The 19,571-nt window shown below is 40.8% G+C and carries 20 protein-coding genes, 2 tRNA genes, 1 rRNA gene, 1 pseudogene and 1 riboswitch; of the genes and pseudogenes, 6 read left to right on the top strand and 18 right to left on the bottom strand.

Annotated features, from left to right (window positions below):
• Nucleotides 1-2: 2 nt before the first annotated feature.
• The 3 genes and pseudogenes from NR125_RS23695 to NR125_RS29970 form a co-directional block, all read right to left on the bottom strand.
• Nucleotides 3-548 carry a T6SS immunity protein Tdi1 domain-containing protein gene (locus NR125_RS23695; RefSeq protein WP_256816238.1) on the bottom strand — a complete coding sequence of 182 codons (546 nt, stop codon included), beginning with the start codon at nucleotides 546-548 and terminating at the stop codon, nucleotides 3-5.
• An 18-nt stretch (nucleotides 549-566) separates the two neighbouring features.
• Nucleotides 567-1,052 (bottom strand): polymorphic toxin type 15 domain-containing protein, encoded by a 486-nt coding sequence (locus tag NR125_RS29975; RefSeq protein ID WP_372675477.1) that lies wholly within the window; start codon nucleotides 1,050-1,052, stop codon nucleotides 567-569.
• Nucleotides 1,053-1,793: 741 nt separating this feature from the next.
• Nucleotides 1,794-2,408: pseudogene (locus NR125_RS29970) on the bottom strand (T7SS effector LXG polymorphic toxin); the annotation flags it as partial.
• Between the two features lie 212 nt (nucleotides 2,409-2,620).
• On the opposite strand from NR125_RS29970, the gene NR125_RS23685 reads away from it, so the two are divergent.
• Complete coding sequence (locus tag NR125_RS23685; protein WP_256816236.1) at nucleotides 2,621-2,977, top strand: YwqH-like family protein; 357 nt, start codon at nucleotides 2,621-2,623, stop codon at nucleotides 2,975-2,977.
• Between the two features lie 16 nt (nucleotides 2,978-2,993).
• Nucleotides 2,994-3,290, top strand: coding sequence for a YwqI/YxiC family protein (locus NR125_RS23680; RefSeq protein ID WP_019382372.1), 297 nt, complete (start codon nucleotides 2,994-2,996; stop codon nucleotides 3,288-3,290).
• Nucleotides 3,291-3,381: 91 nt separating this feature from the next.
• Here NR125_RS23680 and NR125_RS23675 read toward each other — a convergent pair whose 3' ends face one another.
• From NR125_RS23675 to NR125_RS23660, 4 genes are all read right to left on the bottom strand, one after another.
• Nucleotides 3,382-5,031: a pyridoxal phosphate-dependent decarboxylase family protein gene (locus NR125_RS23675; protein WP_251265062.1), complete on the bottom strand. Its 1,650-nt coding sequence runs from the start codon at nucleotides 5,029-5,031 to the stop codon at nucleotides 3,382-3,384.
• A gap of 269 nt (nucleotides 5,032-5,300) precedes the next feature.
• Nucleotides 5,301-6,500 (bottom strand): methyl-accepting chemotaxis protein, encoded by a 1,200-nt coding sequence (locus NR125_RS23670; RefSeq protein ID WP_252245789.1) that lies wholly within the window; start codon nucleotides 6,498-6,500, stop codon nucleotides 5,301-5,303.
• Between the two features lie 51 nt (nucleotides 6,501-6,551).
• Nucleotides 6,552-7,262, bottom strand: a complete 711-nt coding sequence (locus NR125_RS23665; protein ID WP_071158466.1) for a hypothetical protein — start codon at nucleotides 7,260-7,262, stop codon at nucleotides 6,552-6,554.
• A 55-nt stretch (nucleotides 7,263-7,317) separates the two neighbouring features.
• Nucleotides 7,318-7,686 (bottom strand): hypothetical protein, encoded by a 369-nt coding sequence (locus NR125_RS23660; protein ID WP_009336220.1) that lies wholly within the window; start codon nucleotides 7,684-7,686, stop codon nucleotides 7,318-7,320.
• Between the two features lie 114 nt (nucleotides 7,687-7,800).
• Nucleotides 7,801-7,887, bottom strand: a riboswitch (cyclic di-GMP riboswitch).
• Nucleotides 7,888-8,295: 408 nt separating this feature from the next.
• Between NR125_RS23660 and NR125_RS23655 the strand changes: the two genes are divergently transcribed.
• Entirely contained in the window at nucleotides 8,296-9,480 is a 1,185-nt protein-coding gene (locus NR125_RS23655; RefSeq protein WP_256816234.1) for a DUF4317 domain-containing protein, read from the top strand.
• A gap of 133 nt (nucleotides 9,481-9,613) precedes the next feature.
• Here NR125_RS23655 and groL read toward each other — a convergent pair whose 3' ends face one another.
• Nucleotides 9,614-11,245, bottom strand: a complete 1,632-nt coding sequence (groL, locus tag NR125_RS23650) for a chaperonin GroEL (protein WP_009336288.1) — start codon at nucleotides 11,243-11,245, stop codon at nucleotides 9,614-9,616.
• Between the two features lie 61 nt (nucleotides 11,246-11,306).
• Nucleotides 11,307-11,591: a co-chaperone GroES gene (groES, locus tag NR125_RS23645; RefSeq protein WP_009336289.1), complete on the bottom strand. Its 285-nt coding sequence runs from the start codon at nucleotides 11,589-11,591 to the stop codon at nucleotides 11,307-11,309.
• A gap of 317 nt (nucleotides 11,592-11,908) precedes the next feature.
• Between groES and NR125_RS23640 the strand changes: the two genes are divergently transcribed.
• Together NR125_RS23640 and NR125_RS23635 are read left to right on the top strand one after the other, a co-directional pair.
• Nucleotides 11,909-12,634, top strand: a complete 726-nt coding sequence (locus NR125_RS23640; RefSeq protein ID WP_009336290.1) for a CPBP family intramembrane glutamic endopeptidase — start codon at nucleotides 11,909-11,911, stop codon at nucleotides 12,632-12,634.
• 46 nt (nucleotides 12,635-12,680) lie between these two features.
• Nucleotides 12,681-12,884, top strand: coding sequence for a YdiK family protein (locus NR125_RS23635; protein WP_019382369.1), 204 nt, complete (start codon nucleotides 12,681-12,683; stop codon nucleotides 12,882-12,884).
• A 21-nt stretch (nucleotides 12,885-12,905) separates the two neighbouring features.
• On the opposite strand, the gene NR125_RS23630 is transcribed toward NR125_RS23635, so the two are convergent.
• Nucleotides 12,906-13,550 carry a redox-sensing transcriptional repressor Rex gene (locus NR125_RS23630; protein ID WP_019382368.1) on the bottom strand — a complete coding sequence of 215 codons (645 nt, stop codon included), beginning with the start codon at nucleotides 13,548-13,550 and terminating at the stop codon, nucleotides 12,906-12,908.
• A 27-nt stretch (nucleotides 13,551-13,577) separates the two neighbouring features.
• Nucleotides 13,578-14,060 (bottom strand): cyclic pyranopterin monophosphate synthase MoaC, encoded by a 483-nt coding sequence (gene moaC, locus NR125_RS23625; protein WP_019382367.1) that lies wholly within the window; start codon nucleotides 14,058-14,060, stop codon nucleotides 13,578-13,580.
• Between the two features lie 190 nt (nucleotides 14,061-14,250).
• On the opposite strand from moaC, the gene NR125_RS23620 reads away from it, so the two are divergent.
• Nucleotides 14,251-16,173, top strand: coding sequence for an ABC-F family ATP-binding cassette domain-containing protein (locus NR125_RS23620; RefSeq protein ID WP_256816223.1), 1,923 nt, complete (start codon nucleotides 14,251-14,253; stop codon nucleotides 16,171-16,173).
• A gap of 228 nt (nucleotides 16,174-16,401) precedes the next feature.
• Here NR125_RS23620 and tsaD read toward each other — a convergent pair whose 3' ends face one another.
• From tsaD to rrf, 7 genes are all read right to left on the bottom strand, one after another.
• Nucleotides 16,402-17,430 carry a tRNA (adenosine(37)-N6)-threonylcarbamoyltransferase complex transferase subunit TsaD gene (gene tsaD, locus NR125_RS23615; RefSeq protein WP_009336295.1) on the bottom strand — a complete coding sequence of 343 codons (1,029 nt, stop codon included), beginning with the start codon at nucleotides 17,428-17,430 and terminating at the stop codon, nucleotides 16,402-16,404.
• On the bottom strand, nucleotides 17,430-17,879 hold the full coding sequence (gene rimI, locus NR125_RS23610) for a ribosomal protein S18-alanine N-acetyltransferase (RefSeq protein WP_009336296.1): 450 nt from the start codon (nucleotides 17,877-17,879) through the stop codon (nucleotides 17,430-17,432). Before rimI ends, tsaD begins: the two co-directional genes overlap by 1 nt.
• An 18-nt stretch (nucleotides 17,880-17,897) precedes the next feature.
• Nucleotides 17,898-18,602, bottom strand: a complete 705-nt coding sequence (tsaB, locus tag NR125_RS23605; protein ID WP_009336297.1) for a tRNA (adenosine(37)-N6)-threonylcarbamoyltransferase complex dimerization subunit type 1 TsaB — start codon at nucleotides 18,600-18,602, stop codon at nucleotides 17,898-17,900.
• The gene (gene tsaE / locus NR125_RS23600; protein ID WP_009336298.1) at nucleotides 18,599-19,054 is read right to left on the bottom strand and encodes a tRNA (adenosine(37)-N6)-threonylcarbamoyltransferase complex ATPase subunit type 1 TsaE; all 456 of its coding nucleotides are present in this window, start codon (nucleotides 19,052-19,054) and stop codon (nucleotides 18,599-18,601) included. Before tsaE ends, tsaB begins: the two co-directional genes overlap by 4 nt.
• Nucleotides 19,055-19,261: 207 nt before the next feature.
• Nucleotides 19,262-19,338 (bottom strand) — tRNA-Asp (locus NR125_RS23595).
• A 3-nt stretch (nucleotides 19,339-19,341) separates the two neighbouring features.
• Nucleotides 19,342-19,415: transfer RNA gene (locus NR125_RS23590), tRNA-Met, on the bottom strand.
• 42 nt (nucleotides 19,416-19,457) lie between these two features.
• Nucleotides 19,458-19,571 (bottom strand): 5S ribosomal RNA (gene rrf, locus NR125_RS23585); the annotation flags it as partial.

The following is a 19,571-nucleotide window of genomic DNA, read 5'->3' as shown; positions in this document are numbered from 1 at the left end:
CATTATTGAACTGGTCCCATAAATTCAGTAATAATAAGAACATGTTCCTTCAATTTGACTTTTTTTAGATTCTCTACTTTTTCTGCTCCTCCTAAACCTAATAGGGGAGTATATCCGAAACACTCATCATAGTTAGGGGCACTGTACTTACTAATCGCTTCAGGATAAGGTTGCCACATTAACTCTTCGTCCATAAAGTCATTATCTTCTAAGTCATCAAAAAAGAATTCAAATCCGGATGAAATAACATTTACATATCCTCTCCTAAAGTTTAATAAATTTACATACTTTCCTTTTTCCCAAACTATAATATCTCCCATTGCGGTTGTAAAAATAGGAATAGCCTGGTCATACCTTAGATAACTTCTCTTTAAAACATCTAAATATTCGTCTGGATTAATAACTTTTAAAAAGCCATTTGCGAAAGTACCAAAGCCATATTTGTTCCATATTCTTATTAATTCTGCAGGAAGATCATCCTCATATTTTAAAATTACATCTTCATCAACTTTCTCATGTTTTAAAAAATCACTAAATATAGTTACCAATTAAAATGCCTCCTTTGATCATTGAGTTAATTTCACATTTAAATAAGTATTCTTTAGCTGCTCAGGTGACATATTCCTAGCAATTTCCCTAATTTGCTCATCAACTACATCAATTCTATATTTCCATTGTGAACCTATCGAGGAATTTACTTTTTTATCCCCCAAACCTCCGATAATGTCTACTCTTCCTCCAGCTATTTGATCTGGATTATGAAGTGCTGCTTTTGTTTCCAGCCATTCAGAAGCTTGCTTTGTCGCAGTTGCTCTTGAGAGTCCTTGTTTTCGCAGTTCAGCAATTTTATCTTTAAGTGCTTCTTGTCTAGCCATTTTTTGAGCTGCATTTCCTTCTAATGCTCTACCTTCTGCAATATACCTATCTCTATTTTTCAAATACTCGTCAACCGTTAATTCATTCATGCCTTGTTCTTGGTCTTTTAATTGTCTAGTAAACTCTTCGGAGTCATGTTTAATATTTCTTTTAAAATTAACTTCAACTTCTTTTATTCTAGGTAAATTTTTTAAATGCTTTACTTTACCCTTACCATCCTTCTTCCCCGGCAAAACCACATGGCCCTTTTCCTCTTTCAATATCCTGACAAGCGCATCAAAGTCTGCCTTATTGATACTCTTCCGTATGACCTTGGTTCCTTGTTTTCGGACAACAGCCGCCAGCGACAGGTATTCGAGAATTTCAAGCGGGGTTCCATCGGCCATTGAGTCAAGTTCCCGTACTCCTCCCACGCGATCTTCTGGAATGGAATCAACGAACTCGTAAGCTTTTCCTTTTTCAGCATAGTATTCCCTGACGATCCGACCGTCATCATACAGATGGAACTTGCCGCCCTGGTTCTGGCTGCCTATGCCGTGTTCATCTATGACTTCAATAGTCAGGATCTCTCTGCCGCTCAAAGAGATGAATTCCTCTGGGCTGATTTCTTTATCGTTTAGCTTTGCCAAAGATTTCAAGGCTCTTAACTGATATTGGAGGGTCTTGTTTTCATAGTTACTCTGCCAGATAGCCCAAATGGAATAAGCACCAGGCGGTAAAATCTGTCCCAAGGCAGTTATGCCCAGTTCTTTAAGGAATTCCGGTGAGCGCATGGAATTTCCAGCTTTATGCCTGATGCCTTCTAAAAGCTCTCCATAGATTGGGCTGGTGTTAAGCTGCTTGACGGAATAGCCGGATATACTAAGATTTCCACTCTGAAAGTGGCTGGAGATTTCATCGATGTAGGACTGCATCAGGTGAAGATCCTGCTCAATTGGATCAAGTGCCAGTGTTTGCTGGCCATCAAAGGTAATAAGATCATCAACGGTATTTCTCCGGTGAAGTTCCGCTCTCCTTACATGTGCCGAAAACTCCCCATCCTGCAGGTGAGGCAGACTGACAATATCAGAAACTTTCTGCATCACCGCATTGGTCTCTTCTGTTAGGCTTGTGGTGATAGATTCTGTTTTTACCAGGCCCTGTGCCGCTTCTCCATCCAAAAAGCTCTGACGGATGAATCCATTGCTTGCCGGCTCGAGCATCTGAAGTGAAGTAGCTATTCTTTTTAAAGTATTTTGATAGTCTGCAAGAAAACCTTCAAAAAATAAGAGAAAAGGAGAATGACATTCACGAAAAAAAGCCTGAATAGCGGCTGCTCCCTCTCCCCGAAAGGAGTCCTCAAGCGAAGTGATTCCTTCTACATCACGTGCAATGTTTCTTATCTGCTCTTCTAAGGAGTACAGACTGGAATGAAGCTCCTTCAATCCGCTATGCAACTCCCGTGCATCTAATACCTTCAGTATAAATCGCCTCCTGCCATTCGACAACTGCAATAGAGGTACTTCTAAGAGCCCCTCACTAGCATTTTCCATAATTTATACTTTACACCAAAAATAAGAGTAATTTTATCACGAATAGGATTAATTTTACACTTTTGTATAATACAGTAATAATTACCCATCGACACAATAATCAAAATGAGAAAATCGTATCATTATTACATTATTTCCCTGTGATATAGTAAAATGGATTCTCTTTTATGGATGTATAATATGAAAATTGCAGTATATAGAGGTGATTTTTCATGTCTTTAGGATATTACTACAGTTTATTGGCGAAGAAACAAAACGAGCTTCAGCGACTGCTGGCCTGTAAGGGAGAGCTTCAAGGAAAACAGCAGGAGTTTAACCACTATCGGCATACCGTCACAAGACCGGATCTTTCTCCTTTCACCTGGCAGGGAAAGCTGGCAGGTGAATTTGAGGACATCCGGTTTGAACAAATGCTTGCGAGCTACACTGACATTGAATCAAATCAGTTTCATGAGGTGTTTTCAGCCATAAACCGGAAGTTCCAGCAGATCCAGCAAGAAATCGATTCTATCAAACAAACGATTGCTTCCCTGGAAGCGCAGCTTGCAGCGGAGAGGTCGAAGAAATAATAAGGAGGTACTGAGAATGGATACCGAGATTAAGCTAAGGATAAGTGATATAGAACAGGCACTCACCAACCTTCAAACCTCCGCTAACGGACTCCAGCCATCCCTTCCATCCACTATTGGGGAGAATAATGTCCTTGATTTCATCAATAAATTGAATGCTTTAAATAGGCAGCTTCAGCAGGTGACAGAGGCGTATAAATCTGTATTGCTGCAAAACGAAGAAACAACGCGACAATCCGTGCAATTCTTAGATGAATCGGATCGGCTGCTATCCAGGGGAATACATGGAGAAACTGGCAGAAGAATTCCGTAGCCATTACTATTAAACAAAGAAGAAGCTTCCCACAATCAGTTTATGGGAAGCCTCCATTAATATTTTCAAGCCAATTGCTGGATTTACTTCATTAGGAACCTATAATACTATACTTGTGATTTCTCATTTTCAGGAAAATCTCCAAGTGTTCTTTTAAGAATCCGACATAACGGTCGACCTCTTCTATCGTAGAGTAGGGAGAGATCGAGAAGAATTTATGTGCGTACACCGGCAGCTGCTTGTTTGAGTCTGCCGCTTCCACAAGTCTCTGCTTTTTCGTATTTCCAAAAAAGACAGTATCTCGTTCAGCACCAATTACCTCTGCAAACTCGTCATTAAATTGATTAATTTCCATTATTTCTTCCACAGGTAAATGTCCGTTCAATTCATTATCCCATTCAGTCTTTTCAGGGTAAAAGCGGAATGTTGTAATAGGAGAAATTTCATTCGTTACTGCCACATTCGAAACTTCTCTTGTTAACATCTCTCTAAATGCAATATTGACACGGATATAATTGGCCAAAAGCTCTTGATAGCCTTCCATTCCAAATGCTAATAACGATGCATAAATCGCCAAAGCACTTCCCATCCGCGAGCATTCCAGTGTGAAGCCTGTATGATAGCTGCCATACCCACGATTCCCAACATAAGGCGTTTCCGCTGCATCTAAGTCTACATACTTAAGATATTCTCTGTTTTTAATTAAAAATAAACTTGTGATATATGGGGTTTGTCCAAGCTTATGGAAATCAAAGACCATACTATCTGCAAGCTTTATCTGTTTGAACTTATGCTGATAGGATCTTAAAACCTCACTAACATTGTCTTCAAATCTCAGAGGGTTGCTTTCAAAATCGTAATGGTTAAAGAAGGTATACATGCCGCCCATGGCCGAATCTGCATGGATATAGATCGGAAATACGCCATGAGTGCGTTCCAAGTCTTCTGCTATCCGCTTAATCCCCTCAATGTCATCAACCCCAAATGTATCAGTCGTTCCCATTGTGGCAAGTACATAAAGAGGAACACCGCCTTTGGCAATAACAAGCGCCATTTTCTCTTTTAAATCGTCGAGATTCATAGAATGATCAGCATTCGCTTTTATCCGAATCATGTTTTTCACGCCAATCCCTGCAGCTTCTACAGACTTATACAGACTATAGTGTGATAGCTCTGAACAGAAGCAATAGAGATTTTGCGGTACACCATTTTCATTTGAAGACGGAGCGTACCGTGCAATGGCAAGTCGCAAAGAATTAAAAACAGCGCCTTGTCCTCCCCAGGTTGTATACCCTGCACTAATGCTCTCATCGTATCCGATTAATTTGGATAGCATACTGGTTATTTCGATTTCTGCTGCAGCCGCAGCCGGTCCTTCCACATCCCAAAGATTGTTCCCATTGACCAGGACCATTACTAAGTTCCCGATCATACTGGCTATATTCGGAAGGGGCGCTGCGTTGGCTACATAATTTCGATTGACGTAGCGGTGTCCTTCTGCCAATTTAAGAAGCTCCTGAATCACTTGTTCTATCGGCACACCCTTTTTCGGAACATCGGCCTTTTCAATGATACGATTATAGTAATCCTCTGAGTACTCGGGCATTATTCCCAGTGTTAGTTTGTTGGGATCCTTTAACTCATCTATTTTCGTTAAGATCGTCTTAAAGTAAGACAATAATTCCTCTCTTTGGAGTTCATTCCCATCCATACTGGGAAATAACTTTTGTATTTCCTTCATCCTGTACCTCCTGGATGCTTTTTCTTGAAGCAGTTTTATCTAAAGATCCAATAAAAAAGTCCACACAGGTGGACAAATCAGTGCCTAATTAAGCCTTTTGGCAACCTTGCTGCCATAAAAATATTCCCTATTAAACAGAAGGAATACTGTAATATTTATTGATCCTTTCTTTTATAAGGACTAATTCGGGCATCAAAGGGAACTTCCCACAGGCTGCATTTACCTGAAAGAAGCACCTTTATATTAATCAGCCAGCAAAGCAACGATCTTTATACTGCTGCACTGAGCTTTTTATCAGCAATTTGACCATGAGCTGCCTCTGTTTCAGCACCATGATTCCATACAAATATTAACTTGTTTACATCATCTGTTAGCTCTACAAGATTCTTTGCTACCTGGACAAGTTTTTGCATTGCAGTCAGTTCATCATCACTAATTTCGATTAGCTCCTCAAACATTTCAACAGATTCCCGTGAGATTGAGGCAATCTCAACAATTGTTGCCATGATCTGCTGCGAAGCAGAAGATAATTCCTGTGTACTCGCAGAAGAGTTTTCATTATTTTCAGCAATAATTTTTGTAGTAGCCAGAATTTGTTTGAACATGGACCCAACTTCTACAAGGGTGGTATTTGTATCTTTCAATTCCTCTGTTCCCTGCTGCATGGAGTTCACGACTATCCCAGTTTCCTCCTGTATATTCTTTACAATGTTTGATACTTCAGAGGAAGACTGCCGTGATTGTTCGGCCAATTTTCGAACCTCATCAGCAACGACTGCAAATCCTTTGCCATGCTCTCCCGCACGGGCCGCTTCTATGGCCGCATTCAATGCCAATAAATTAATTTGTTCTGAAATCCCTGTAATCACTTTTACAATCGTGCCGATTTCATGAGATTTTTCTCCGAGTTTATTTATGGCATCAAATGTTATATTTACCGTTTGATTAAACTGATTCATTTTATCTAAGGAATCCTTTAGCTTCTCGTTTCCTTCCTGCGTCAGTTCTAAGGTAGTATTCGATTGTTCTGAAATCTGAAGGGATCTCACGGATAGATCTTCGATAGCCTGTGTCATTTCCTCCATAGATGCAGCACTTTCTTCTGTTGCTGCCAATTGTTTCGTCAACCCTCTGCCTACCTCATCAATTGCCGCTCTAACAATATCCGCTTTTTCAGAAGCATATTCACCGACTTCAGTAAGATTTTCACCTTTTTCATGAACATCTTTTGAATAGGAAAAAAACTTTTCCCTTACAAGGCCGAAATAGTCGATTAGCCCATTAAATACAGCATGTTTAGAGCTTCGTTCATCAACCTTCGCTGCAATTTTACCTGCTGATAATTCTTCCATTCCATTTATTATTTCCTTATGAATATGGAGATGGTGTTTTAATGAAAAGTATCGATAGGCAAAAAACACCGATACTCCCATTAAAATAATAATGATGCCTAGCATAATCGCTTCCATTATAATAAATCCCCTAACATCTATTTAATTGAATTAGACTTTATATGTTATTTAAAGCTCTTTTATTAGGATATATGTTCCATCTGCTACATTTGCAGGAATACCACTCAGCTTATTATTATCCTGATATTTATGGACAATATAATTTCCTTCTGTATCTTTATATTTTTTCATATTATGATATTTTTCCATGACCCGTATTGATTTAGGGTTGGTTGCTTCACCTAAAACAGCCTTTAATCCTTGGGATGATGCTTTTGCGATTAATCTATTTCCTAGCTGCTGAATAATTTCATGACGATTATGTTCAGCTATTACGCCTAACATGAAAAGGTGTAATAGTTCTCCATCCTTGATTTCATGTCCATTCTGTTTTTTATAATCTTCCATGAAACGTTTATCGACATCTTCCAAAACACGCAGAATTACATTCATATCATAAAAAGAACCTTCAAATATGTCTTCTCCGATTATCTCAGGTGCATTTGTATCTCCCGCAAGTACACCGACAACTTTATGATTAGCATCCTGTGCAACTGCGCAATATCCCTGTTCAATCGTAGAGTCTAAATAATCCTTGGTAAACTGATAGAAATCCTCATAGCCTATATTCAATTGACCTACCATTGGCTCCTGAACCCATTTCCCTGCAACCTCCACTCCTATGAATGTTCGAGCCAGACAATCAGCTGCTTTCACAATTAATTCTGGCTGATCCTTCTTTATAATTTCGTAGGTATATAGCTCTAGTGTTGTTTGCACTTCTTTACTCCCTTTCAAATGTAAAATAATGATCCCCTATTCATTGTCACGAACATTAGATGCCATGAGGCACTTTATCAACAAACGTACCTGAGAACTCAATTCTCTCAAGTGCATTCCTGATTTGCACCTGCGCAATTTTAGATGACGGTTTTACTACAAGAATATCCTTAAATCCCAATGAAGAATAAAATTGCATTGTCTGTTCAAGCTGTGGAACCACCTTTGATGGGACAGGGGTTTGATGGGTCCCGTCTACAACAAATGTATAACTTTGCCTTGATACCTTACTAATCGTATCCTGTAAATCTATCATATAACCTTCCGCATCCTCCTCTCTCATTAACCCATGAACCTGTACATGAACTTCCTTTGCGGCCTCATTAATGGCCATTTTGTATTTTTTCTTATCTACAACTATCATCGCTGATCTCCTTTGCCTGTATTCTCCATCATTTTTGCAGCTATTTAAAAGGTGTCCAAAAAAAAGACTATCCCCAAATAGACAGGGATAGCCAAATAAACGTTCTTTATTATCCTTGGCAACCCGACTGTCATTACCCTGGAGGATTTTAGACTCGTAGCTTTGCGTCCTTACCTTTCGATAAGTTTGCCTTTTCAATTTTATTAAATATAGGACTAATTTCACGATTATATTTTACTATACTATTATAAAGAACTTGCCATTTTTTGTCGATACTTGTAATTTTTATTTCTGCATCCAATTTTATTTGGAAGAGTATGTCTCCATGTTAAAGAAATAAAAAAGGCTTCCCATAAGTTTAGTCAACTTATGAGAGGCCTCAATTAAATACCTTTATGTTAACAAAATATCAGCATTCTACATTCACCTCGCCAGCGCAAACTCGGCCGGTAAAAATCAACTTCATGCTTCTCAAATCTCCAGCCAAATTTAATTAACGTATCCCTTTTCAAAAAAGCGAAAATAAAAGAGATAAATAATTTATAGAGCTGATGTATTTTGTTATTCTAGTAAATATGCATATTGGGCAGCTTAGGAGTGGATTTAACTGTGAACAAAAAAGACATCGCACAGATTCGGAAACAATTTAAATTAAATAATGACTTACTAAAGATCTCAGATATTTTTAATGTCTATATTATGAAGGAATCAAGTGAGATTTATCATTATGAAAGCCAGCCCTTTGAAATGCTGGACCAGGATCAGCAGGAGCTATTTATGGATAACTTCAAAAAGCTGCTTGGCGGCCAATTGGATGAAAAGCTCTTTGAATTAAAGTTTCAGAGGGATGCCGAAAACAGCAGTCAACTCATCCTGCATCAGGGATTGCTAAGCAGTGATGCTGAAGGCTGGATGGATCAAATGCTTCAGATAGTCGGCAAAATGCTGGGAATCCGGCAATATGAAAAGGATATTGTCGTTACATTCATTCGCGGGGAGTATCTTAAGCCAATGAAACGCCGCAACGCAGAAGCCGAGGAAAGTGAACGGGATGCCGTTTATTCTCATCCCTTTATTCTCTGCAGCATAAATAACACTCAAGAACCGAAGAAAGAATTGCTTTTTGACTATGTAGAAAAGGAATTTAAATATCATTTTACCGTTGATCCGATTATCAACCTCAAGGCTCCCATTTCAGGGTTTCTATTTCCTTGCTTTACCGATCATGCAGCTGATGTCAATCACGTCTTGTATTCAGCAGGCAAGGTACATGAGCCCGACTACCAGTTCATAGTGGACGTTTTAAACGGGGAAGAAACGATGACGGCGCAGGATGATAAAATCGTTTTTGAGGAAATTATTAAAGACGTAACAGGAGATCAGCTAAGCACAGCAACCCTTTCCAGCGTATATGAAGAGATTAACCGTATGATCGTGGAAAACGAAGAGGATGAACCGCCGAAGCTGGATTCCAAAGACGTAGAACGCGTTTTAAAAGTGAGTGGTCTCGAAGATATTAATTCAGAAAAGGTCCAATCCGCTTATCAAAAAATCATCGATGATGACAAATATGAAATAAAGGCAACCAGCGTCCTGCCCAAATTTAATTCAAAATCAATAAAAATCAGCACGAAGGCAGCCAACATATCCATCTGCCCGCAAGATCTTCGATATGTAAAACAAGTCCATTTTGACGGCAAGCGCTATCTGATGATCGAAGTGGAAGAAGATACTGTGATTGAAGGCTTCACGATGATTCCCGAAACTTTTGGCGGGGGTTCGGACAAAGAATAAATAAAAAAAGGAATTCCCGAATAGGAATTCCTTTTTTGTTTGTTATAAACAGTTTTGGGAACAGCAGGACAAGAAAACCTGTACCTATGTCCTGGTGGATGATGCTTTAAAACGTTGGGTTCAACGCTTTAAATTACATCATGCCGCCCATTCCGCCCATGCCGCCCATATCAGGCATTGCAGGAGCAGCGTTTTCTTCCGGCTTGTCAGCAACTACTGCTTCAGTAGTTAAGAACATAGCTGCAACAGATCCAGCGTTTTGAAGAGCTGAACGAGTTACTTTAGTTGGGTCAACGATACCAGCTTCGATCATGTTTACCCACTCGCCAGTAGCAGCGTTGAAGCCAGTTCCAACTGCTTCGCGCTTTAAGCGGTCAACAATGATAGAACCTTCTAGACCGGCATTGTGAGCAATTGTGCGTACAGGCTCTTCCATCGCACGCAATACGATGTTAACACCAGTTGCTTCATCGCCTTCAGCCTGGATAGCAGCCACTTTATTGTATACGTTTAGAAGGGCAACACCACCACCGGAAACGATGCCTTCTTCTACAGCAGCACGTGTAGAGTTAAGGGCGTCTTCGATGCGAAGCTTGCGCTCTTTTAATTCAGTTTCAGTAGCAGCACCAACTTTAACAACTGCAACACCACCAGCAAGTTTAGCAAGGCGCTCTTGTAATTTTTCGCGGTCAAATTCAGAAGTTGTTTCTTCCATTTGAGTGCGGATCTGGTTCACACGTCCGCCGATTTGCGCGCTGTCTCCAGCACCCTCAACGATTGTAGTGTTTTCTTTTGTAACAACTACTTTAGTAGCGCGTCCTAAAGAGTCGATTGTAGCAGACTTAAGGTCACGGCCTAACTCTTCAGTGATTACTTCACCGCCAGTCAGGATCGCGATATCTTCAAGCATAGCTTTGCGGCGGTCACCGAAGCCAGGAGCTTTTACTGCTACCGCGTTGAAAGTTCCGCGAAGCTTATTCACAACTAGTGTAGCAAGTGCTTCACCTTCAACATCTTCAGCTACAAGCAATAAAGGCTTGCCTTGCTGTACAACTTGCTCAAGTACAGGAAGGATTTCCTGGATGCTTGTGATCTTCTTATCAGTGATTAAGATATAAGGGTTTTCAAGAACCGCTTCCATCTTATCAGAATCTGTAACCATGTATGGAGAAGCATATCCGCGGTCGAATTGCATACCTTCAACCACATCAAGCTCAGTTGTGAATCCTTTAGATTCTTCGATTGTGATAACACCATCGTTGCCAACGCGCTCCATTGCTTCAGCGATCAGCTGGCCAACTTCATTGTCAGCAGCAGAGATTGCAGCAACCTGAGCAATAGATTCCTTATTTTCGATTGGCTTAGAAATAGCTTTTAATTCTTCTACAGCTGTAACAACTGCTTTTTCGATTCCTTTGCGGATGCCCATTGGGTTAGCGCCTGCAGTTACGTTCTTAAGGCCTTCACGGATCATTGCCTGAGCAAGAACAGTTGCAGTTGTTGTACCGTCACCGGCAACATCATTTGTTTTACTTGCTACTTCAGCAACAAGCTTCGCACCCATGTTTTCGAATGCATCTTCAAGCTCGATTTCTTTCGCAATTGTCACACCATCATTGGTGATAAGTGGAGAACCGAATTTCTTCTCAAGAACCACGTTGCGTCCTTTAGGTCCAAGAGTTACTTTTACCGCATTTGCAAGGGAATCCACACCGCGAAGCATCGCGCGGCGAGCTTCTTCACTAAATTTAATCTCTTTAGCCATTGATAAAAACCTCCTCAAAAATTTTAGCTTTATTCTTTAATAATCTTCGTCTGATCGGCGATTAGCCAATTACAGCAAGAATGTCATTTTCGCGTAAAATTAAATACTCTTTGCCTTCGTACTTCACTTCAGTACCAGCATATTTTGAGAAGATGATACGATCGCCGTCAGCAACTTCAAGGGCAACACGCTCACCATTTTCAAGAACGCGGCCAGTTCCTACAGCTACAACTTTACCTTCTTGAGGCTTTTCTTTAGCAGTGTCCGGCAGTACGATGCCGCTTGCAGTTTTTTCTTCAGTTTCAACAAGCTCGATAATAATTCGATCACCTAGTGGCTTTAACAAGTGAAACAACCTCCTCAAATAATATGTAAATATTTTTATTTATTAGCACTCTCTCTGTATGAGTGCTAACACAATTATTATATTAATGAATCTCATTTCTATTTGCAAGGGTGAAGCTTAAATTTTTTAGAAAAAATTTCATTCGCCCATACACGCTATTTTTCGACACAGACAACCTCTTAAGTATGCTTCGGAACTCTTCACTTTACCCATAGTATTTTCCTGCTTTGATGCTGATATTTGAAACCCGCTCCTTATTAAGAGTACAATGGCTTTAGGACTTGTTTTCCAACACTCAGAATAAGGAGTATAACATTTTGAAGAAGGAATATTGGTTTATATTAATAGCTTATATTGCCATGCAGCTGTCCAGTTTGTTTGGCGTTCCGCTTGTGTTATTTATTGCAGATGCCCTTGGACAGAACCCCGAAAACATGCAGATCCTGGCTGTAGCCTACTGGCTTGTCATCAGTTTTACGGTTACACTGATCATTACGCTTCTATTATTAAGAAAAGAGATGAAAAAAGGCCTGGATAGGGATGCATCTTCCGCAGCAAGCTCAGCGGGCTGGGCAGTTGGGGGTATATTTTTGGCCCTGATCGCTCAAGCTACTGCTGCCAGCATTGAAAATATGATTGGGATTGAAATGGGATCTGAGAATACGCAGCAGATTATCCGGATTATTGAAGCATCGCCAATCGTTATCTTAATTAGTTCGGTCATTGGGCCAATACTTGAGGAGATTGTCTTTAGAAAAGTTATTTTCGGTTCTCTCCATAAGCGCTTCAACTTCTTCTTATCGGCCCTGATCAGCTCAGTCATTTTTGCACTTGCCCATTTCGAGCCTGAACATGTACTGCTGTACTCGGCAATGGGGTTCACCTTTGCTTTCTTATATGTCAAAACGAAGCGGATTATTGTGCCGATTTTTGCCCATGTGGCGATGAACACCTTTGTTGCGGTTATCCAGCTGAATCAGGATAATATGCAAAAATGGTTAGAAGAAATGGAAAAAATGCAGAGCTTTATCAGCTTTTTCTAGCATAGGGAAATGCTTTGCAGAGTTTTAAACTTACTGGGGGATTTTGATGAGAAGCACACCTTTGTTTTCAGGCTTTATTTACATCCTTCTCGGATGCCTTTTCACTTTTATAGCCATACAGAATATCCAGCATGAAGAAACCTGGGGATTCTTTACTTATTTTCTGATTATAATTGCCACATTCGATTTTGGCACCGGACTGCGGATGGTTGGCCTGCATTTTAAAATGAAAAATAAAATGAAAAAATGAGCCCCCAAAAGGCTCATTTTTTTACATTTCTTCCGGATAGTTTTTCAGAAAATAAACCAGTGACTGCAATTCTACTGCCAGATCGATATGGTGAATCCGAATCGAGGCTGGCACAGTGAGCCTCGCAGGTGTAAAATTAAGGATTCCTTTTATTTTCGCATTCACCATCCGATCGGTAATAGCCTGGGCAGGCGGTGCCGGCACCGTTAAAATCGCCACCTGAATATTATTATTTATAATAACTTCTTCAAGGTCATCCATATGATGGACCGGTACATCACCGATTTTCGTGCCAACCTTACTCTCATCAACATCAAAGGCTACTTCTATTTTGGTATTATTATTTTTAAGAAAATTATAGTTAAGAAAGGCTGTTCCTAAATTCCCTACCCCGATCAAAGCTACTTTAGTCAGCTCATCCTGGTCAAGAGTCTTCCGAAAGAAGCCCAGCAGGTAATTCACATTATATCCATATCCTTTTTTTCCTAACGCACCAAAGTACGAAAAATCGCGGCGGATTGTTGCAGAATCTACCTTTACCGCCTCACTCAATTCTGCTGAAGAGACTCTTTGTTTGCCTGATGAGTGAAGGTTTTTTAGAAAGCGGTAGTATAAAGGCAGCCGTTTAGCTGTTGCCTGCGGTATCTTAATTGGTTCATTGGCCATTCGTCCATCCCCATTTCTTATGATGAATTAATTTCTTTTAAAATCTCCGTTTTTTCCGCCTGTTTTCTCTATTAAAAAGGTTGGCCCAATCACCATTCCTTTATCTACAGCCTTGCACATGTCATAAACGGTCAGCGCACAGACAGAAGCGGCTGTTAACGCTTCCATTTCCACACCCGTATTTCCCTTCGTTTTTACAGAAGCAGTAATGATCAGGACATACTCTTCCTCTTCCGCCTTCCATGAAAATGAAATGTCCACGCCCTTAAGCGGCAGCGGATGGCACATCGGAATAATGTCCCATGTTTTCTTGCTCGCCATAATGCCTGCAGTTTGTGCAACAGCGAGTACATCCCCTTTTTTCATGGAGTTGGATGTTATCTTTTCGTATATCTCCTGATTAAGAGTAATACTTGATTGAGCAATGGCTGTTCTTGCCGTTTCAGGTTTATCGCTGACATCCACCATTTTTGCCCTGCCCTCTTGATTAAAATGAGTAAAATCCGCCATTCAAAACACCTCTCTTCAAAATCATACACTATTTTTCTGTTACTTTGTATGTGCTTTGTATTGTTCCTCACATATTTATTTGCCTTTTGTCTTGATTGAATGCCCCGCAGAAGGGCTTATAGTCCTGTCTCCTTTATTGCCGAACATATATGAATGAGTTACACTTACTCTATACCCGAGGTGAAAGAACATGATATTATTACAAGTCAATCAGCTGGCGAAAAATTTTGGCGCTGATCCCATTTTAACCAATATAAAGCTTGAAGTACAAACCAGGGACAGGATTGCGCTAGTAGGGCGCAATGGTGCAGGAAAATCCACCCTTTTGAAAATTATTGCCGGACAAATGACATATGACTCCGGTGAGATTATAAAGCCAAAGGAAGTAACAATTGGCTATCTTGCACAAAATACCGGCCTGGAATCAGAGTTATCCATTTGGGATGAAATGCTGACTGTTTTTAGCCATCTGCAGAAGCAGGAAAAACAGCTTCGCAGCCTTGAAGAACAAATGGCGGACCCTGATATCCTAAATAACTCTGATGCCTATGAACGCACCTTAAAAGAATACGACAAGCTTCAGGTTGATTTCAAAGAAAATGGCGGCTATCAATATGAGGCAGATATCCGTTCCATTCTCCACGGACTCAACTTCAGCTCAATGGGCTATGACACTAAAATTTCATCATTGAGCGGCGGACAGCGTACCAGATTGGCCCTTGGTAAACTTTTGCTGACAAAGCCTGATATCTTAATACTGGACGAGCCTACCAACCACCTGGATATTGAAACATTATCATGGCTCGAACAGTACCTGCAGGGATACAATGGTGCCATTCTAATCGTATCCCATGACCGATATTTCCTTGATAAGGTCGTTTCCCAGGTTTACGAGATTTCCCGCCGCCAAATAAGAAAGTACCCAGGAAACTACAGTTCCTATCTCGATCAAAAAGCGGCTAACTTTGAAAGAGAAATGAAGCAATTCGAGAAACAGCAGGAAGAGATCGCTAAGCTGCAGGATTTTATCCAGCGAAATCTTGCCCGTGCTTCCACAACCAAAAGGGCACAAAGCCGCAGAAAGCAGCTGGCCAGAATGGACGTGATGGACAGGCCGCTTGGAGACGAGAAATCAGCTTCTTTTGGCTTTGACATTGAACGGCAATCAGGCAATGAGGTTTTAAATATTCATTCTCTTGCTATTGGCTATGAAGAGATAGTGAGCGAGAGTATTTCACTGCGACTGGCAAGAGGTGACAGCATTGCACTGGTGGGGCCCAATGGAATTGGTAAATCCACCTTGCTCAAAACCATCATCAAAAAAATCTCTTCTTTTTCCGGGGAGATACAGTACGGTTCCAATGTGACAATTGGCTACTATGACCAGGAACAGGCGGAACTCACCAGCAATAAAAGAGTCCTGAACGAATTATGGGATGAATACCCGCTAAAACCGGAAAAGGAAATCCGGACAATACTTGGGAACTTTCTTTTCTCTGGTGATGATGTTCTTAAAACTGTTTCAACACTGAGCGGCGGTGAAAAGGCACGTCTTGCGCTTGCGAAGCTTATGATGCAGAAAGCCAATTTCTTAATCCTCGACGAGCCTACAAACCATTTGGATCTGGATAGCAAAGAAATTCTTGAAAATGCATTGATCGATTATCCTGGAACGATTCTCTTTGTATCTCATGACCGATATTTTATCAACAGAATTACAACAAAGGTAGTTGAACTTTCCAGTATTGGGGCAACAGTGTATCTCGGCGATTATGATTATTATGTGGAAAAAAAGCAGGAACAAGAGGAACTGCTTGCACTTAATGAGCAAGATGAATCCACGGCATCACAGCCTGTTAAGCAGGACAAAAATAATTATCAGCAGGATAAAGAAGCCAAAAAGCTCGAACGCCAACGAAAAAGAAGAATGGAGGAAATTGAAGAGCAAATAGAAGCATTGGAGAAAGTAATCGATATGAATGATCAGCTTCTCTGTGATCCGGATGTTTATCAAGACCATGAAAAAGTGATGGGTATCACAAATGAAACTGATCAAGCAAAAGCTAAGTTGGAAGAATTGATGGAAGAATGGACACTTTTAGCTGATGATTAATAAAGGAAAATTCATAACTTTTAGACTGGTAGAATAGTCACTGCCAGTCTTTTTTATTATCCACAGAGATAATCACAATAAAAATGCAGTTATATATACTCTCCACAGACTTTTCCACATTATCCACAACTTAAACAGTTTTTATCCACATTACCAACATAAAATTCTGAAATAAATGATTTTATCCACAGAAAAAGCCCCCTACGCGGTCGGGGACTTTTTCCTAATTTATTTATCATTGTGGATAGTGATGTCCAAACCGGGATTGGCATTTAAATCAAGTCCGGCGAATTGTCCTTTTTCAAACAGTACACTTCCTGCTGCACCAATCATCGCTGCATTATCTGTGCATAATGTTAATGGCGGAATAATAAGCTTTATCTCCGCTTTGTCCCCAAACCTCTTTTCCAAAGAAGCTCGAAGTCCTTTATTCGCCGCAACTCCGCCTGCGAGCAGCAGCTGCTTCACCTGATATTCTTCAACAGCTCTTTCTGTTTTCGTTACTAAGACATCAATGACACTTTCCTGGAAGCTTGCGGCAAGATCTTCCGGCACAATGGTCTCACCACGCTGCTCAGCATTGTGAACAGTATTGATAACGGCAGACTTTAAGCCGCTGAAGCTAAAATCGTATGACCCTTCTTCCAGCCATGCTCTCGGAAGTTGAATGGTCGGGTTCCCTTCATGAGCGAGTCTGTCAATGTGAGGACCGCCTGGATATGGCAGATTTAATGTCCGGGCAACTTTATCATATGCCTCTCCTGCAGCATCATCCCTTGTCTCTCCAATCACTTGGAAATGGCCGTGCTCCTTCATATAGACAAGCTCTGTATGACCGCCTGAGACTACCAGGGACAGTAATGGAAATTCCATTTCTTCAACCAATCGATTGGCATAAATATGTCCAGCAATATGATGCACGCCTACAAGAGGGATACCATGAGCAAAAGCAACTGCTTTAGCGGCATTAACCCCGATCAGCAGCGCGCCTACAAGGCCAGGTCCTTCAGTCACAGCAATTGCTGAAAGATCTGAATATGTAATGCCTGCCTTATATAATGCTTCTTCCAACACTATAGTTATCTGTTCAACATGATGGCGGGAAGCGATTTCCGGAACTACTCCCCCAAAACGTTTATGGCTTTCTATTTGGGATGCAACTATATTGGCTGAGATTTCACGGCCATTCTTAATGATGGCAACAGCCGTCTCATCACAGCTTGTTTCAATCCCCATGATCCATTGATCTTTATTCATTATAAATTCACCCACATTACTAAAGCATCTTCTTGATTATCAGTGTAGTAGTTCTTCCTTATGGCTCCATTTTGAAAACCAAGCTTTCGGTACAAGGCCTGAGCTGTGAAGTTAGATACCCTTACTTCCAGAGTCATCGTGATGGCCCCCATTTCAGACGCAATCTCCATTAACTTTCGCATAAGAGCTTCTCCAAGCTTTCTCCCGCGATATTCAGGGAGCAGCGCAACATTTGTGATATGAGCTTCGTCCACTACGATCCATGCTCCACAGTAGCCTATAACTTTATTTTCTTCTTCTAAAACAACATACAATGCAAACTGATTTTGTGTTAATTCGTTAAAAAAAGCTTCCCTGCTCCAGGGTGTTGCAAAGGACTTATGTTCTATTTCCAAAACATCATCAATATCCTCTTCATTCATAAAACGGAAAGTTAAGGATTTATTCATACGTTCGCTTCCTCATCACTATAGCTTTTTTTCTTGGTTTGCTTTTATCCAATTGGCTTCAGCTTCTGCAATCCTAATATAATTAGGAACAAAAGAGTGAACTTCCTCAGGCTCTCTGTCTCTGCCTAACAAGGCAAGTTCTGCCGGCCTTGGATTATGTTCAGCAGGCGAAGCGTACACAGCCAGGTCTCTAAGGGATTCTGTAAATACCTCTTTATGTAAAGGCAGATCATTCCCTATAAAAAGGACCTTCTCTTGCTGCTCAGAAAGCATTGCTGCCCAATCTTTTGCAAGAAGGAGCTGGTCTTTCATAAGAGATGCTAACTGCCCTTCCTTATATTGATACAGGCCAGTATATATTTGTCCTCTCCGTGCATCAAACAAAGGAGATATGACGCCATTAAAGTATCTGCCTGCCGAAGCCGCATAAATTTCCAGGCTGGATACCCCAACCAGCGGCTTATTTAAAGTCCAGGCCAGAGTTTTTGCAATTGTAACCCCAATACGGACGCCTGTATAGGAGCCAGGTCCTTTCGCAACAACAATTTTATCTAACTCAGCTGGCGTAACACCACAATCTTTCATTAAGATATCAATAGCCGGCATAACACGAACAGAGTGATTCTTTTTGACATTGGTAATGTACTCGCCTATAACCTGATCACCATCCAGAAGAGCTACTCCCAAAGGGTAATTGGATGTATCTATGGCTAAAACCTTCATAACATAATCTCCTTACACAATTCCTCATATCTTTTTCCCCGGGGTTCCAGGACAAGCTTTCTTGAGTCATTATCATCAAGATATAAATAAATCGTCAATAACTCTTCGGGAAGCTGTTCTTTAACTAGATGAGCCCATTCTACAACTGTGACCCCATTGCCTTCAAAATATTCATCAAACCCCAAATCCTCAAAAGAATCTTCAACTCTATATACATCCATATGATACAGGGGCAATCTTCCTTGGTATTCTTTAATAATCGTAAAAGTGGGGCTATTTACATTACGGGTAATATTAAGTCCTTTTGCCAGCCCCTTGGTGAATGTCGTTTTTCCTGCGCCCAAATCTCCTTCCAGAGCAAGGACATCCCCCGGCTGGAGCAGGCTGCCCAGCCTTTCCGAAAACGCCATCGTATCCTCTGGCTTCTTTGAGATAAACTCAAACTGACTCATATGTTTCATCACCTTTTATGGTCTAATCTATAAAGAAAAAAAACCTTAGGATAAATCCTAAGGAAATAATCTATATGTAGTTTACCTTATTTTGCAGCAATGGGCAAAGTAAGCTATTTTCATTATTAATGGAATATAAGCTGAGGATAAAAAAGAATAAAAAAAAGACGAAACCAGGTTTCGTTTGACGTTTTTAATATTAGAAAATGGCGGTCCGGACGGGACTCGAACCCGCGACCTCCTGCGTGACAGGCAGGCATTCTAACCAACTGAACTACCGGACCAGATTGCGGGGGCAGGATTTGAACCTGCGACCTTCGGGTTATGAGCCCGACGAGCTACCGAACTGCTCCACCCCGCGATAATATTATTTGTGTGATTTTTCGTCACAATTTGTTTTTCCGCCCGGCAGCGTCCTACTCTCACAAGGGGACAGCCCCTAACTACCATCGGCGCTGAGAAGCTTAACTTCCGTGTTCGGTATGGGAACGGGTGTGACCTTCTCGCTATCGCCACC

This window comes from Cytobacillus sp. Bac17, from assembly GCF_024519925.1.
Classification (GTDB): domain Bacteria; phylum Bacillota; class Bacilli; order Bacillales; family Cytobacillaceae; genus Cytobacillus; species Cytobacillus pseudoceanisediminis.
Note: the sequence above shows the minus strand (reverse complement) of the source record. Positions and strands in the feature narration are given on the sequence as shown.

What these genes read in the sequence shown, in the direction of transcription:
- NR125_RS23620 (WP_256816223.1), top strand. Translation starts at nt 14,251, where the DNA reads ATGATATTATTACAAGTCAATCAGCTGGCGAAAAATTTTGGCGCTGAT.
- NR125_RS23685 (WP_256816236.1), top strand. Translation starts at nt 2,621, where the DNA reads ATGTCTTTAGGATATTACTACAGTTTATTGGCGAAGAAACAAAACGAG.
- moaC (WP_019382367.1), bottom strand. Translation starts at nt 14,060, where the DNA reads ATGGCGGATTTTACTCATTTTAATCAAGAGGGCAGGGCAAAAATGGTG.
- rimI (WP_009336296.1), bottom strand. Translation starts at nt 17,879, where the DNA reads ATGAATAAATCCTTAACTTTCCGTTTTATGAATGAAGAGGATATTGAT.
- NR125_RS23660 (WP_009336220.1), bottom strand. Translation starts at nt 7,686, where the DNA reads ATGATAGTTGTAGATAAGAAAAAATACAAAATGGCCATTAATGAGGCC.
- NR125_RS23670 (WP_252245789.1), bottom strand. Translation starts at nt 6,500, where the DNA reads ATGGAAGCGATTATGCTAGGCATCATTATTATTTTAATGGGAGTATCG.
- tsaE (WP_009336298.1), bottom strand. Translation starts at nt 19,054, where the DNA reads ATGAGTCAGTTTGAGTTTATCTCAAAGAAGCCAGAGGATACGATGGCG.
- NR125_RS23675 (WP_251265062.1), bottom strand. Translation starts at nt 5,031, where the DNA reads ATGAAGGAAATACAAAAGTTATTTCCCAGTATGGATGGGAATGAACTC.
- NR125_RS23635 (WP_019382369.1), top strand. Translation starts at nt 12,681, where the DNA reads ATGAGAAGCACACCTTTGTTTTCAGGCTTTATTTACATCCTTCTCGGA.
- tsaD (WP_009336295.1), bottom strand. Translation starts at nt 17,430, where the DNA reads ATGAATAAAGATCAATGGATCATGGGGATTGAAACAAGCTGTGATGAG.
- NR125_RS23680 (WP_019382372.1), top strand. Translation starts at nt 2,994, where the DNA reads ATGGATACCGAGATTAAGCTAAGGATAAGTGATATAGAACAGGCACTC.
- tsaB (WP_009336297.1), bottom strand. Translation starts at nt 18,602, where the DNA reads ATGAAGGTTTTAGCCATAGATACATCCAATTACCCTTTGGGAGTAGCT.
- NR125_RS23630 (WP_019382368.1), bottom strand. Translation starts at nt 13,550, where the DNA reads ATGGCCAATGAACCAATTAAGATACCGCAGGCAACAGCTAAACGGCTG.
- groL (WP_009336288.1), bottom strand. Translation starts at nt 11,245, where the DNA reads ATGGCTAAAGAGATTAAATTTAGTGAAGAAGCTCGCCGCGCGATGCTT.